At 69.8% G+C, this 14,211-nt stretch carries 16 protein-coding genes; 9 read left to right on the forward strand and 7 right to left on the reverse strand.

The window, feature by feature from the left end; translation table 11 throughout:
- Positions 1-3: 3 nt before the first annotated feature.
- Both ERL55_RS02870 and ERL55_RS02875 read right to left on the reverse strand, forming a co-directional pair.
- Entirely contained in the window at positions 4-339 is a 336-nt protein-coding gene (locus ERL55_RS02870; RefSeq protein WP_129135084.1) for an SMR family transporter, read from the reverse strand.
- A 69-nt stretch (positions 340-408) separates the two neighbouring features.
- Positions 409-1,338, reverse strand: coding sequence for a phosphoribosylaminoimidazolesuccinocarboxamide synthase (locus ERL55_RS02875; RefSeq protein WP_164972100.1), 930 nt, complete (start codon positions 1,336-1,338; stop codon positions 409-411).
- Between the two features lie 140 nt (positions 1,339-1,478).
- On the opposite strand from ERL55_RS02875, the gene ERL55_RS02880 reads away from it, so the two are divergent.
- From ERL55_RS02880 to trpE, 4 genes are all read left to right on the forward strand, one after another.
- Positions 1,479-1,808, forward strand: a complete 330-nt coding sequence (locus ERL55_RS02880) for a J domain-containing protein (RefSeq protein ID WP_129135086.1) — start codon at positions 1,479-1,481, stop codon at positions 1,806-1,808.
- Positions 1,809-1,835: 27 nt separating this feature from the next.
- Positions 1,836-2,522: a ribulose-phosphate 3-epimerase gene (rpe, locus tag ERL55_RS02885; protein WP_129135087.1), complete on the forward strand. Its 687-nt coding sequence runs from the start codon at positions 1,836-1,838 to the stop codon at positions 2,520-2,522.
- 224 nt (positions 2,523-2,746) lie between these two features.
- Positions 2,747-3,694, forward strand: coding sequence for a lipid kinase YegS (gene yegS / locus ERL55_RS02890; RefSeq protein WP_129135088.1), 948 nt, complete (start codon positions 2,747-2,749; stop codon positions 3,692-3,694).
- Positions 3,695-3,825: 131 nt separating this feature from the next.
- Positions 3,826-5,313 carry an anthranilate synthase component I gene (gene trpE / locus ERL55_RS02895; RefSeq protein WP_129135089.1) on the forward strand — a complete coding sequence of 496 codons (1,488 nt, stop codon included), beginning with the start codon at positions 3,826-3,828 and terminating at the stop codon, positions 5,311-5,313.
- Between the two features lie 4 nt (positions 5,314-5,317).
- Here trpE and ERL55_RS02900 read toward each other — a convergent pair whose 3' ends face one another.
- The gene (locus tag ERL55_RS02900) at positions 5,318-6,682 is read right to left on the reverse strand and encodes an MFS transporter (RefSeq protein WP_129135090.1); all 1,365 of its coding nucleotides are present in this window, start codon (positions 6,680-6,682) and stop codon (positions 5,318-5,320) included.
- A 168-nt stretch (positions 6,683-6,850) separates the two neighbouring features.
- Between ERL55_RS02900 and ERL55_RS02905 the strand changes: the two genes are divergently transcribed.
- The 4 genes from ERL55_RS02905 (at position 6,851) to ERL55_RS02920 (ending at position 10,159) form a co-directional block, all read left to right on the forward strand.
- Entirely contained in the window at positions 6,851-7,429 is a 579-nt protein-coding gene (locus tag ERL55_RS02905) for an aminodeoxychorismate/anthranilate synthase component II (protein ID WP_129135091.1), read from the forward strand.
- A gap of 98 nt (positions 7,430-7,527) precedes the next feature.
- Positions 7,528-8,619, forward strand: a complete 1,092-nt coding sequence (gene trpD / locus ERL55_RS02910) for an anthranilate phosphoribosyltransferase (RefSeq protein ID WP_129135092.1) — start codon at positions 7,528-7,530, stop codon at positions 8,617-8,619.
- A complete protein-coding gene (gene trpC, locus ERL55_RS02915; protein ID WP_129135093.1) occupies positions 8,616-9,434 on the forward strand; it encodes an indole-3-glycerol phosphate synthase TrpC in 819 nt (272 codons plus the stop codon). Before trpD ends, trpC begins: the two co-directional genes overlap by 4 nt.
- Entirely contained in the window at positions 9,431-10,159 is a 729-nt protein-coding gene (locus tag ERL55_RS02920; RefSeq protein WP_129135094.1) for a haloacid dehalogenase-like hydrolase, read from the forward strand. Before trpC ends, ERL55_RS02920 begins: the two co-directional genes overlap by 4 nt.
- Before the next feature lie 150 nt (positions 10,160-10,309).
- Here the strand turns inward: ERL55_RS02920 and ERL55_RS02925 are convergent, their stop codons facing one another.
- From ERL55_RS02925 to crp, 3 genes are all read right to left on the reverse strand, one after another.
- Positions 10,310-11,065 (reverse strand): sulfite exporter TauE/SafE family protein, encoded by a 756-nt coding sequence (locus ERL55_RS02925; protein ID WP_129135095.1) that lies wholly within the window; start codon positions 11,063-11,065, stop codon positions 10,310-10,312.
- Between the two features lie 131 nt (positions 11,066-11,196).
- A complete protein-coding gene (locus ERL55_RS02930) occupies positions 11,197-11,661 on the reverse strand; it encodes a GNAT family N-acetyltransferase (protein ID WP_129135096.1) in 465 nt (154 codons plus the stop codon).
- Positions 11,662-11,666: 5 nt separating this feature from the next.
- Positions 11,667-12,299 (reverse strand): cAMP-activated global transcriptional regulator CRP, encoded by a 633-nt coding sequence (gene crp / locus ERL55_RS02935; RefSeq protein ID WP_129135097.1) that lies wholly within the window; start codon positions 12,297-12,299, stop codon positions 11,667-11,669.
- A gap of 185 nt (positions 12,300-12,484) precedes the next feature.
- Here crp and speD point away from each other — a divergent pair, with 185 nt between their 5' ends.
- Positions 12,485-13,276: an adenosylmethionine decarboxylase gene (gene speD / locus ERL55_RS02940; RefSeq protein WP_129135098.1), complete on the forward strand. Its 792-nt coding sequence runs from the start codon at positions 12,485-12,487 to the stop codon at positions 13,274-13,276.
- Between the two features lie 86 nt (positions 13,277-13,362).
- On the opposite strand, the gene coq7 is transcribed toward speD, so the two are convergent.
- Complete coding sequence (coq7, locus tag ERL55_RS02945) at positions 13,363-14,004, reverse strand: 2-polyprenyl-3-methyl-6-methoxy-1,4-benzoquinone monooxygenase (RefSeq protein ID WP_129135099.1); 642 nt, start codon at positions 14,002-14,004, stop codon at positions 13,363-13,365.
- Positions 14,005-14,211: the final 207 nt, after the last annotated feature.

Here is a 14,211-nt window from a genome sequence, read left to right on the forward strand (position 1 = left end):
GGGTCAATGCGCGGCGGCTTTCGAGAATAGCTGCAAAACCGCGACCCCGCTGACGATCAGGCCGATGCCGATCACCGCCGGAAGGTCCAGCGGCTGGCCCAGCACCAGCCAGCCGATCAGCGCGATCAGTGCGACGCCGACCCCCGACCAGATCGCGTAGGCCACCCCCACCGGCACCGTGCGCAGCACCAGCGACAGGCAGTAGAACGCGATCGCGTAGCCGACCACCACGACCAGCGAAGGCCACAGGCGGGTGAAGCCTTGGGATGCCTTCAGCGCGCTGGTGGCGATCACCTCGGCGATGATCGCCACCGCAAGAAACAGATAGCCGGTGTGCATGCCTGCGCTCCGATCGAAGCCGGCGGCCATGCTCGCACGCGGCCAGCGGGCCGGGCGCGAACGGCCGGCTCAGTCGATGCGGATGCCGGCCAGTTTCTGCAGGGCGTCGGCGTAGCGGGCGCGGGTGCGCTCGATCACCCCGGCCGGCAGCCGCGGGCCGGGCGGTGTCTTGTCCCAGTCCTGCGTTTCCAGCCAGTCGCGCACGATCTGCTTGTCGTAGCTCGGCGGGCTGGTGCCGACCCGGTATTCGTCGGCGGGCCAGTAGCGCGACGAGTCCGGGGTCAGCATCTCGTCCATCACGTACAGGCGGCCGTCGGCGTCGGTGCCGAACTCGAACTTGGTGTCGGCCAGCAGGATGCCGCGCGCCGCCGCGTATTCCGCGGCGTAGCGGTACAGCCGCAGGGTGGCATCGCGGATCTGCTCGGCGAGTTCCGCGCCGACCGTGCGCACCATGGTGTCGAAGTCGATGTTCTCGTCGTGCTCGCCCACCGCCGCCTTGGTCGACGGGGTGAAGATCGGCTCGGCCAGCTGCTCGGCCTGGCGCAGGCCGTCCGGCAGGCGGATGCCGCTGATGCGGCCGGTGCGCTGGTAGTCCTTCCAGCCGCTGCCGATGACATAACCGCGCGCGATCGCTTCCACCGGCACCGGCTTCAGCCGCCGGGTCACCACCGAGCGCTGCACGTAGGCGGCCGGATCCACGCCCTCGGGCAGCACCGCCTCGACCGGGATGCCGGTGAGATGGTTGGGCATCAGGTGCGCGGTCTTCTCGAACCAGAAGTTGCTGATCTGGCAGAGCATCTCGCCCTTGCCGGGAATCGGGTCGGGCAGCACCACATCGAACGCGGAGAGGCGGTCGGTGGCCACGATCAGCAGGTGGTCGCCGTTGCCGCGCTCGTCGGCAGGCAGCAGGGCGTCCGGCACGTCGAACACGTCGCGCACCTTGCCGCGGTGGCGCAGGGGCAGGGCGGGCAGCTCGGCTTCGGTCAGCGTCGTGGTCAAGGGCATAGCCCCGTGCGTGAGGGGTCGGCCAGTGTAGTGCGGTTTATGGCGGCGGTGCATGGTCATCGGACACCGCGGTTGCGGTCGCCTGTTCACCCCGATGCCGCGGCGGCGACGCCCCCTGCGTTTACACTGCCGGGATGAAACCCTGGTACGGAAAACTGCTCGGCTTCATCGCCGGCTGGCTGCTGCTCAGGCACCCGGTGGGCGGGCTGATCGGCCTGGTCATCGGGCACGCCTTCGATGCCGACTGGCTGCTTCCGCAGCGCGCCGCGCCGTACCGGGTGTTGGGCCTCGAGCGCGGTGCCAGCGACGAGGACATCGATCGCACCTACCGCAAGCTGATGGCGCAGTACCACCCGGACCGCGTTGCCAATGCGGCGCCGGAGCTGCAGGAGCAGGCCGCGCGACGTGCCGCCGAGATCAACGCCGCCTATTCGAAGATCCGCGGCAAGCGCCGCGGTCGCTGATCCCCTTTCCCGCTACCGCGAGCCGCAATGCAACCGACCGTCATCGCTCCGTCCATCCTGTCCGCCAACTTCGCCCGCCTCGGCGAGGAGGTCGATGCGGTACTCGCCGCGGGCGCGGACTGGGTCCATTTCGACGTGATGGACAACCATTACGTGCCCAACCTCACCATCGGCCCGCTGGTGTGCGAGGCGCTGCGCAGGCACGGCGTGACCGCGCCGATCGACGTGCACCTGATGGTCGAGCCGGTGGACCGCATCGTGCCGGACTTCGCGAAGGCCGGTGCCAGCCTGATCAGCTTCCATCCCGAGGCCTCGAAGCATGTGCACCGCACGATCCAGCTGATCCGCGCGGAAGGCTGCCAGGCCGGGCTGGTGCTCAACCCTGCAACGCCGGTCGAGGTGCTTGACTACGTGCTCGACGAGCTCGACCTGGTGCTGCTGATGTCGGTCAATCCCGGCTTCGGCGGCCAGGCCTTCATTCCGTCCACGCTGGAGAAGCTGCGCCGGGTGCGCGAACGAATCGATGCCAGCGGGCGCGCCATCCGCCTGGAGATCGACGGCGGGGTGAAGCCGGACAACATCGGCGGGATCGCAGCCGCCGGTGCCGATACCTTCGTGGCCGGCTCGGCGATCTTCGGCCAGCCGGACTATGCCGACGTGGTCCGCCGGATGCGTGCCGGGGTGGATGCCGTGCGCGGGCAGCGCCCCGCCTGACCGCCGCCGCGGCCGGGAGCGTCCGTGCTCCCGGCCGCATGACATGGAGGCAATCCCGCCTCCGCCCGTCGTCCCTGCAATGGCCTCCCATGCTGGACAGGTGCGATGACGTGCCGGTGACACAGCGCTGACGCGGTGATGTCGCGCGCCGCCTTCATGCGCGGCCGGCATGTCCGCGCCCTACACTCCGCCGCGGCACCTCCGCCGCGTCCTGCCTGTCCACCATGACCCCACCGTGCTGGTACCTGATCCTCAATGCCAAGGCTGCCGGCAACGACGCGGTGCGCGAGGCGGTCACCGCCGCGCGTGCATCCGGTCATGCGATCGAGGTGCGGCTGACCTGGGAAGACGGTGACGCCCTGCGCTACGTGCGCGAAGCACTCGCCGCCGGCGCGCAGCGGGTGATCGCGGGCGGCGGCGATGGCACCCTGCGCGATGTCGCCGCCGCGCTGGCCGATGCCGCGGGCGATGCCGATGCACTGCCGGTGTTCGGCGTGCTGCCACTGGGCACCGCCAACGACTTCGCCACCGCTGCCGGCGTGCCGGAGGCGCTGGACGAGGCCTTCGCTCTGGCGACCCGCGGCAGGGCCATGGCAATCGACCTGCTGCGCATCACCCACGACGATGGGGCCACCTGGTCGCTCAACCTCGTCAGCGGCGGCTTCGGTACCGAGATCACCGTGGAGACCCGCGAAGGGCTGAAGAAGATGCTCGGCGGCCTGGCCTACCTGGTCACCGGGATCGCGCGGATGGGCCGCATCGACCCGGTGCCGGTGTCGCTGCGCGGCCCCGGCTTCGAATGGGAGGGCGACTTCATCGCGCTGGGGGTCGGCAATGGCCGCCAGGCCGGCGGCGGCCAGGCACTGTGTCCGGATGCACAGGTGGACGACGGCCTGCTCGACGTCACCGTGGTGCCGCAGCTCGAAGGCGAGGTCGCCGCGACGGTGGGCACCCTGGTGGGTTCCGGCAAGGACGCCGCACTCGACCGCGTTGCCACCCGCGCACGCCTGCCGTGGATCGGGATCACCATGCCGCAGCCGCTGATGCTCAACATCGACGGCGAGCCGGTGACCGGCACGCGCTTCCGCATCGACTGCGTGCCGCGACGGCTGCGGGTGGTGCTGCCGGAGGATTCGCCGCTGCTGTCGGCGGGCGTCGCGCTGGCGTCGTGAACCGTCGCCGGCCGCAGGGCGAGCCGGTACAGTAGCGCCCATGCAACGTTCCGACTTCCCGGCCCGCGCCCACGCGTGGCGATGGTGACGCCACCGCGTCGCCGTCCGTCCGTCCACCGTGGAGCCAGCGCTTGATCACCCAGCAGCAGTTCGACCGTTTCGCCGCCGAAGGCCATACCCGCATCCCCGTCGCCCGTGAGGTCCTGTCCGACCTCGATACGCCGCTGTCGGTGTATCTGAAGCTCGCCGACGGGCCGTACACCTACCTGTTCGAATCGGTCGAGGGCGGCGAGCGCTTCGGCCGCTACTCGATCATCGGCCTGCCGGCCTCCCGCGTGGTCGAGTTCCACGGCCACGCGATGTCGGTGCGCGAGCACGGCGAGGTGGTGGAGCACCGCGAGGTCGAGGACCCGTTCGTCGAGGTCGAGCGACTGCGCACCGCGGAGTCGGTGCCGCGCATCGAGGGCCTGCCGGCGTTCACCGGCGGCCTGGTCGGCTGGTTCGGCTTCGAATGCATCGGCTATATCGAGCCGCGCCTGGCCGATGCGGCCGATGCCCCCGCGCGCCGAGACGAACTCGGCACCGCCGACATCCTGCTGATGCAGTCCGAAGAAGTGGCGGTGTTCGACAACCTGCGCGGGCGGCTGTACCTGGTCGTCCACGCCGATCCGCGCCTGCCCCAGGCCTGGGCACGCGCCAACCGCCGCCTCGATGCGCTGGCCCACCGGCTGCGCCACGGTGGCGCCGGCTATCCGGAGACCCTGCAGCCGGCCGCGCTCGACGAGGCCGACTTCGTATCCGGCTTCACCCGCGAAGGCTTCATCGACGCGGTCGAGCGGTCGAAGGAATACATCCGCGCCGGCGACGTGTTCCAGGTGGTGCTGTCGCAGCGGATGTCGGTGCCGTTCAACGCGCGCCCGGTGGACGTCTACCGCGCGCTGCGTGCGTTGAATCCATCGCCGTACATGTACTTCCTGGATGTTGGCGGTACCCAGGTGGTGGGTTCGTCACCGGAGATCCTGGTGCGCCAGCAGGGCGGCACGGTCACCGTGCGGCCGATCGCCGGCACCCGCCCGCGCGGCGCCACGCCGGACGAGGACGCCGCGCTGGAAGCCGAGCTGCTGGCCGACCCCAAGGAACGCGCCGAGCACCTGATGCTGATCGACCTCGGTCGCAACGACGTCGGCCGCGTGGCCGAGGCGGGCAGCGTGGAGGTCGGCGAACGGTTCGTCATCGAACGCTACAGCCACGTCATGCATATCGTCAGCGAGGTCACCGGCCGCCTGCGCGAGGGCCTCGACTATGTCGACGTGCTGCGCGCGACCTTCCCGGCGGGCACCGTCAGCGGCGCGCCGAAGATCCGCGCGCTGGAAGTGATCCGCGAGCTCGAACCGGTGCGGCGCAATGTCTATTCGGGCGCGGTGGGATACATCGGCTGGCATGGCGATGCCGATACCGCCATCGCCATCCGCACCGCGGTGATCCAGGACGGCCGCCTGCACGTGCAGGCCGGCGCCGGCATCGTCTACGACTCCGACCCGCAGAAGGAGTGGGACGAGACGATGAACAAGGGCCGCGCGCTGTTCCGCGCGGTGGCGCAGGCGGCGAAGGGCCTGTAGCGCACTACCCCTCTCCCGCGCGCGGGAGAGGGGCAGGGGTGAGGGTGTCTCCGGCATCGCCCGTCACCGCCCGCCGCGCCTGCGCACGCCCCAGCCACAGCGCCAGCACCGCCCACACCAGTGCCAGCGGGATCACCACGCTCACCAGCCCACCCATGGCCAGGCCCAGCCGGCCGAGCATGCCTTCGGTCTGCGCGCCGACCACGTCGCCGGCGCGGTACACGAAGGTGTCGATAAAGGCCTTGGCCTTGTACTTGTCCTCGCGCGCGACCACGGTGAACAGCGCCTCGCGCGCGGGCCGGGTGATGCCGCGCTGCACCGCGCGGTTGGTGGCCTCCAGCAGCACCAGCACCACGAACGAGCCGTAGATCGCCAGCCCGATGAAGCCGATGGCGGTGGCGATCGGCAGGATCGCCAGCGCGACGCCGAGGCCGAAGCGGCGGATGATCCGGCCGGTCAGCGTGACCTGCAGTACCAGCACCGCCACCTGCGTCCACATGTCGATGTTGCCGAGGATCGCGGCGCGCGTGTCCATGTCGTCGGCGACCGCCGCGACCATCTGCAGGCGGGTGAAGTAGATGAAGGTCGCGACCACCGTCATCAGCAGCACATAGCCGGCGATGCCGGCCAGGTACGGCGAGGCGAACACCGCGCGCAATCCCGCCCATGCGCTGCCGCCGATGCGCTCGGGATCGTGGGTACGCGCAGGCGCATTGCCCGCCGCCGATGTCGGACGCAGGCGCACCAGCAGCCATGCGCAGGCCAGAGCCAGCAGCAGGAAGCCGCCGGCCACCAGCAGCAGCGCCGGCGTGCCCAGCGGTTCGGCCAGCCGAGAGGTCAGCCAGGGGCCGAAGATCGCGCCCAGCGTGCCGCCCACCGAGACCAGCGCGAACACCCGCTTGCCCTGGTCGCTGGTGAAGCGATCGGCCATCAGCGCCCAGAACACCATGGTCACGAACAGGTTGAAGACGCTGAACCAGACGTAGAACACCTGCCCGCTGCGCGCGCCGATGGCGCCGGGCGCGAACACCAGCAGCGCCCAGAAGCCGACCAGGCTGGCAACGAAGAACCCGTACGTTGCACCGATCGCCTGCAGTCGCCTGAAGCGGCTGACCAGCCAGCCGAACACCGGGTTGACCGCAAGCGTCACCACCGCGGTACCGATAAACAGCCAGCGCACGCTGTCGATGCCGCGCTCCATGCCGAGCGCATCGCGCGCCGGCCGCAGCAGCATCAGCGCGGTCAGCACGAAGAAGAAGAACAGGGCCGCGACCAGCACCGGTGTGCCCTCGCCCTGGCGCAGGTTGACGAACCGCAGCAGGCGGGACGTGCTGGACGCGCTGGATGGGGGCTCGGCGACAGGTGGCATCGGGGCTCCTCGGGAATGGCGGCCGCATGCGGATGCGGACTTCCGCAGTATGCCGCGCAGGGCCTGCCACGCATGTGTCCCGCGGCATGGGTGGCGCCGCCATCAGGGGTCGGTGCGGCTGCTAAGCTTGCCCGCCTTTTACACCCACCCCTGCGCGCGGACCGACCGATGCTGTTGATGATCGACAATTACGACAGCTTCACCTGGAACCTCGTGCAGTACCTGCAGGCACTGGGCGCCGAGGTACGGGTGGTGCGCAACGACGAGCTGACGGTCGCGGAGATCGACCGGCTGGCACCGGAGCGCATCGTGATCTCGCCGGGGCCGTGCACGCCGAACGAGGCCGGTGTCTCGGTGGCGGTGGTGGAAACGCTCGGTCCGCGGATTCCGATCCTCGGCGTGTGCCTCGGGCACCAGGGCATCGGCCAGGCCTATGGCGGCCGGGTGGTGCGCGCAGGCCGGATCATGCACGGCAAGACCTCGCCGATCCGCCACCACGGGCTGGGCGTGTTCGCCGGGCTCCCGGACGGCTACGAGGCCACCCGCTACCACTCGCTGGTGGTCGAGCGCGAGTCGCTGCCGGATTGCCTCGAGGTCACCGCGTGGACCGAGCACGACGGCGGCGGCATCGAGGAGATCATGGGCCTGCGCCACCGCGAGCATCCGGTGGAGGGCGTGCAGTTCCATCCGGAATCCATCCTCACCGAGCATGGCCACGCGCTGCTGAAGAACTTCCTGGTGCGCTGAGCGGCACCCGGCACGCTGCGATCCACGCCCGCGGGTTTCGCGCGGCCGGCGGTTGCGGGTAAGGTCATCCGCCGCATTCGCGACCCCACGGATCCAGCATGCCCATCACCCCGCAGGACGCGCTGCAGCGCACGATCGAACACCGCGAGATCTTCCACGACGAGATGGTCGATCTGATGCGCCAGATCATGCGCGGCGAGGTGTCGCCGATGATGACCGCGGCGATCCTGACCGGGTTGCGGGTCAAGAAGGAAACGGTCGGCGAGATCGCCGGCGCCGCCGCTGTGATGCGCGAGTTCGCGCGTCCGGTGGAGATCGCCGACCGACGTCACCTGGTCGACGTGGTCGGCACCGGCGGCGATGGCGCGCACACCTTCAACATCTCGACCTGCTCGGCATTCGTCGCGGCGGCGGCCGGAGCACGCGTTGCCAAGCACGGCAACCGCAGCGTGTCGTCGAAGTCCGGCGCCGCCGACGTGCTGGAAGCGCTGGGCGCGGCAATCGAACTGCAGCCGCCGCAGGTGGCCGAATCGGTGGCGCGCACCGGCGTCGGCTTCATGTTCGCGCCGGTGCACCACCCGGCGATGAAGGTGGTGGCGCCGGTACGCCGCGAGATGGGTGTGCGCACGATCTTCAACATCCTGGGCCCGCTGACCAACCCCGCCCATGCGCCGGCGATCCTGATGGGCGTGTTCCATCCCGACCTCGTCGGCATCCAGACCCGCGTGCTGCAGCGGCTGGGTGCCGAACGCGCGCTCGTTGTGTGGGGCCGCGACGGCATGGACGAACTCTCGCTCGGTGCCGGCACCCTGGTGGGCGAACTGCGCGACGGCGAGGTCCGCGAATACGAGGTGCATCCCGAGGACTTCGGCATCGCGATGTCGGCCAGCCGCAACCTCAAGGTGGCCGATGCGGCCGAATCGAAGGCGATGCTGCTGTCGGTACTGGATGGGGCGCCGGGCCCCGCGCGCGACATCGTCCTGCTCAACGCCGGCGCGACGCTGTACGTGGCGGGCGTGACCGGCTCGATCGCCGAAGGCATCGAGCGGGCACGCGCGGTGCTCGCCGATGGCAGCGCACGCCGGAAGCTGGACGGGTTTGTCGCCACCACCGTGGAGCTGGCGCAGGCGGAAGACGGCGCGAACGGGGACAATGGCGGCGGTTCCTCCGTCGCGGCAGCAGGCCCATGACCGACATCCTCGAACGCATCCTCCAACGCAAGCGCGAGGAGGTCGCCGAACGCCGGCGTGTCCGCCCGCTGGACGAACTGCGCGAGCGGGTGCCGCACGCACCGGCACCGCGCGGCTTCGCCCGTGCCATCGAGCGGGCCATCTCCGCCGGGCGGCCGGCGGTGATTGCCGAGGTCAAGAAGGCGAGCCCGTCGAAGGGCGTCATCCGCGAGGACTTCCGCCCCGACGACATCGCGCGCAGCTACGCCGCCGCCGGTGCTGCCTGCCTGTCGGTGCTCACCGACCGCGACTTCTTCCAGGGCGCCGATGAATACCTGGTCGCCGCACGTGCCAGCTGCGAGCTGCCGGTGCTGCGCAAGGACTTCGTCGTCGACCCGTACCAGATCCACGAGGCGCGCGTGCTGGGCGCCGACTGCGTGCTGCTGATCGTCGCCGCGCTCGACGATGCGGCGCTGCAGTCACTGTCGGCGCTGGCGCAGTCGCTGGGCATGGACGTGCTGGTCGAGGCCCACGATGGCGACGAGCTCACGCGTGCATTGCAACTGCCGGCGCATGCCGGCCGGCCGCCGCTGATCGGCATCAACAACCGCAGCCTGCGCAGCTTCGAGGTCTCGCTGGAGACCACGCTGTCGCTGCGCGACCGCGTCACCGGTGGGCGGCGGCTGGTGACCGAGAGCGGCGTCCACACGCGCGCCGATGTCGAACGCCTGCGTGCGGCCGACATCCACGCGTTCCTGGTCGGCGAGGCGTTCATGCGCGAAGCCGATCCGGGCGAGGCGCTGCGGCGGCTGTTCTTCGCGGAGGCCGCGGCATGAACGCGCCGTTGCCGTTTCCGATCGAGCGCGAGGGCGCGCCGACCATCGTGTTCGACTTCGACCACACGCTCTACGACGGCGACTCCGGCAGCCACCTGTTCGCCTGGCTGATCAGGCGCAGCGCGTGGCGGATGGCGCTGGCGCTGCTGGCCACGCCGGTGCTGGGCCCGATGATCGCGTTCCTGCCCACGCGCCGGCGTGGCATCTCAGGGTTCGTCTGGATCGGCACCGTCGGCCTGCACCGGCCGCGCACGCTCGAGCTGCTGATCGACCGCTACGTGGCGCAGCACACCGAGGAACTGCGCAGCCGCCTGTTGCCGGTCGCCCTGGACGTGCTGCACGGCCACCGCATGGCCGGCGACCGCGTGGTGGTCGCCACCGGCGCGCCGCCGGAACTGGCCCGCGCGATCCTCGGCTTCGTCGCCCATGAAACGGTGCCGGTGATCGGCAGCCTGACCGGGCCGCGTGCCGGGGCCATCCTCGTTACCCGCCACTGCCATGCCGAGGAGAAGATGCGGATGCTGCGCGAGGCCGGCTACGACGGCGTCGACATCGCCTATTCCGACAGCACCGCCGACATGCCACTGCTGCGCGCCGCGCGTGCGCCGGTGGTGGTCAACCCCAAGCACGGCGCGATCGAGCTGTTCCGGCGCGTGCTGCCGCCAGGCACGCCGATCCTCAACTGGGGTTGCGCGGGCCGCGGCGGGGAGCCGGTGGCGTCCTGAGCGCCGGCACGAGGCGCGCTGTCACCGGCGCGTTCTGTCCACAGCGCGTGTGGATGGGGCATGGCGAACGCTGTGCACAAGTGGGGCAAGTCGTTGGCCGGCAAGGCGGGGCTGTTGCACTGGCGAGGAATTGGCCAGTGCCCGGACGCTTCAGAACATCGTCAGTCCCGCGCGCACGATGTTGTAGCCGCTGATCGCGGCGACCAGCACGCCCACCGCGCCCAGCACCCAGCGCTCGCGCACGTGCCTGACCAGCACCGCCGACAGCGGCGCCGCGACCATGCCGCCGACCAGCAGGCCGAGCACGGTCTCCAGATGCTCCAGGCCCATCGACAGGAAGAACGTCAGCGAGATGGCCAGGGTGACCAGGAATTCCGATGCGTTGACGGTGCCGATGGTGGTGCGCGCAAGCCCGCCGCGGGCGAGCAGGGTGGAGGTCGCCATCGGCCCCCAGCCGCCACCGCCGCTGGCATCCAGCAGGCCGGCCACGAAGCCCAGCAGCGGGACCCGCTTCACCTCGCGCGGCGGCCGCGCACGGCCCGCCGCACGCACTAGGATCAGCACCGCCAGCACCAGCAGGTAGGCGTAGACGAACGGCCGCATCGCATCCCCGGGCAGGCGCGTCAGCAGCCATGCGCCGATCACGCCACCGACCATGCCGGGCAGCGCAAGCCGCAGGAACAGCCGCCGGTCGACATTGCCGAAGGCCATGTGCGACACGCCGGACGCGCCGGTGGTGAAGATCTCGGCGGTATGCACGCTCGCGCTCACTGCCGCGGGCGGCAGGCCCATGCCCAGCAGGATCGACGACGCCACCAGCCCGAACGCCATGCCCAGCGCACCATCGATGAGCTGGGCGCCGAGCCCGATCAGCACGAACCACCAGAACGCGTCGGTCAGTTCCATGGGGATTGCTACCGCGGCGGTGGCCGGTCGCGCAGGGTAATGACGGGCAGCGTGAAGCCCGCGGTGATGTCAGTGGCTGTGCAGGCGGGCGTGCGGGGCCGGGGCGCCCACGCACTCCCGGGCCATGACGCTCAGGCGTCGCCGAGGTGCTTGATGAAGCGCAGGGTGCCGTCGCTGTAGCCGCAGGCCTTGTAGAAGGCGTGGGCATCGCTGCGCTGCGAGCCGCTGGTGATCTCCAGCCGTGCCGCGCCGCCGAAGCGCGCGCGGCGTTCGGCTTCCTTCAGCAGCCTGCGGCCGAGACCGCGCCCCTGGGCGTCGTTGCGCACCACCAGCGCGGTGATGCGGCAGGTGGTGGTGCCCAGCGGCAGGTAGTACATGAAGTCCAGCGCCAGCAGGCCGCAGACCACGCCATCGCAGCGCGCCACCACCAGTGCCTGACGGTCGTTGTCGACGATGGCGCTGATCCGGCGTGCGGCGTCGTCGACATCGCAGGGATAGCCCATCTCCGACAGCAGCGCGGCGACATCGTCGGCGTCGACCAGCGACGCGCTGCGCAGGTCGGCATCCGTCAGCACGCCGTGGCCGGCCGTGATCATCCGGGTCAGCGGGTTCCGTACAGCACGATGGTCTTGCCGCGGGCGTGTAGCTTGCCGTCCACCTGCAGCTTCTTCAGCACGCGGCCGGCCATCTCGCGCGAGCAGCCCACCAGCCGCGCCAGTTCCTGTCGCGAGACGCGCAACTGCGTGCCCTGCGGGTGGCTCATCGCCTCCGGCTCACGGGTGAGGTCGTGCAGGGTGCGGGTGATGCGGTCGGTCACGTCGAGGAAGGCGAGGCGCCCGGCCTTGCGGCTGGTGTCGACCAGGCGCCGCGACAGCTGCGCACCGATCGCATACAGGATGCGGGTGGCGTCGTTGGCCAGGGGACCTTCCAGCAGCGCCTGCAGGCGCTCGTAGCTGATCTCGGCCAGTTCGCAGGGCATGCGCGTGCGCAGGATCACCTCGCGACGGTTGGTGTCGATGAACAGGCCCATTTCACCGACGAATTCACCGTTGCCGAAGTAGCCGAGCACCAGCTCGCGGCCGTCGTCCTCCTCGGCGATGATGCTGACCGAGCCGCTGACCACGTAATAGAGCGTGCCGGCAGGGTCGCCGGGACGGAACACATCGGTGCGCGCCGGATAACGGCGGCGATGACAATGGGCGAGGAATCGTTCGATGGTCGCCGGCGTAGGCATAAGGGGGTGCACCGGTCGTTGGAGGGGTGGGATGACGGCCACAGCGCGTGCGCTCATTGCCTGAACAGTCGGGGAAGCACTGGAGAGTAGGCGGTCCAGACGCCCCGGGCAAACTCCCGTACAGCGAAGTCTGCCGGATTGCCCCATAATTCGCCTTTCGCCGTTTCCAGCCAGAGGTCGACCGAGTGGTCAAGCCGCTGCCCCGCCTGAAGCTCCAGGGGTTCAACAATCTGACGAAGGCCCTGTCCTTCAACATCTACGACGTGTGCTACGCGTCTTCCGAGGACGAGCGCCGTCGTTACATCGAGTACATCGATGAGGCGTACAACGCGGACCGCCTGACGCAGATCCTCACGGACGTGGCCGAGATCATCGGCGCCAACATCCTCAACATCGCGCGCCAGGATTACGACCCGCAGGGCGCGTCGGTGACCATCCTCATCTCCGAGGAACCGGTGATCGACAAGTCGGCGGCCAAGGGCGTGATTTCCGACGCCGTGGTCGCGCATCTCGACAAGTCGCACATCACCGTGCACACCTATCCGGAAACCCACCCGGACAACGGCATCGCCACCTTCCGTGCCGACATCGATGTCGCCACCTGCGGGGTGATCTCGCCGCTGAAGGCGCTGAACTACCTGATCGAGAGCCTCGAGTCCGACATCGTGGTGATGGACTACCGCGTGCGCGGCTTCACCCGCGACATCAAGGGCAAGAAGCACTACATCGACCACAAGATCAATTCGATCCAGGACTACCTCGCCAAGAACATCAAGTCGCGCTACGACGCACTCGATGTGAACGTCTACCAGGAAAACATCTTCCACACCAAGATGCACCTGAAGGACTTCGATCTCGACCAGTACCTGTTCGAGGAAAAGGCGCGCAACCTGTCGTTCAAGGACCGGATGAAGATCGAGGCGCGCCTGAAGCGCGAGATCGAGGAGCTCTACCACGGCCGCAACCTGGCCGACTGAGCGCCGCTGGCGCGATGCCGGCGCCCGCTGTCCGATCCGATGATGAAAGCCCCGCGCAAGCGGGGCTTCTCGTTTCTGCAGGGGCGTCAGAGCCGGTAGGCCACCGTCTTCATCGCCTTCGATGCCAGCCGCATCACCGCCGGGATCGGCTGCGGCAGCACGCGGGCGCCGGCGCGCTCGGCCTCGTCGGCATGACGGGCCTCGTCGGCCTTCATGGTCTCGAGGATCGCGCGGCTGCGCAGGTCGGCCGGCGGCAGCGTCTGCAGGTGTTCGTCCAGGTGCGCCTCGACCTGGCGTTCCGTCTCGACCACGAAGCCGAGGTTCCAGCCGTCCCCGCGCAGCCCCGCCGCCAGGCCGATGGCATAGCTGCCGGCGTACCACAGCGGATTGAACAGGCTGGGGCGGGCGTCGAGCTCGCGCAGGCGTTCGGCGCACCAGGCGAGATGGTCGGTCTCCTCCTGCGCCGCCGCCATCAGGTGCTCGCGGGTGTGCGCATCGCGCGCGACCGCGGCCTGGCCGACGTACAGCGCCTGCGCGCATATCTCGCCGACATGGTTGATGCGCATCAGGCCGGCGGCGTGGCGACGCTCGTCGGCATCCAGTGCGACATCCGGGGTGTCCGTCGCGGGATTGGCGCGGGTGGCGGCCGGGTCGCCAAGCACGGTGTCCATGGCGTGCTGGGCCTGGGCGAGGATGCGGTCGAGCGGGGAGAGCTGTCGGGCGTGCATGGTGTCGTGGCGGGCGGGGGTCGTGCATCATGTTCGCCCCGGCGTGGCGATGGCGCCAGGGGTCCAGGTGCGGAAAGTCCGGCTGCTTGCGGCACGCGGCCGCGCCGGCTATCATTCCGCTTCTTTGTTGCACCGAAAACGCGAGGCGACGTTCCGCCGGCCGCAAGGGCCTTCCCGGAACCAGCCCGACCATCGACCTTTCGAGTA

The organism is Luteimonas sp. YGD11-2, assembly GCF_004118975.1.
Taxonomy (GTDB): domain Bacteria; phylum Pseudomonadota; class Gammaproteobacteria; order Xanthomonadales; family Xanthomonadaceae; genus Luteimonas; species Luteimonas muca.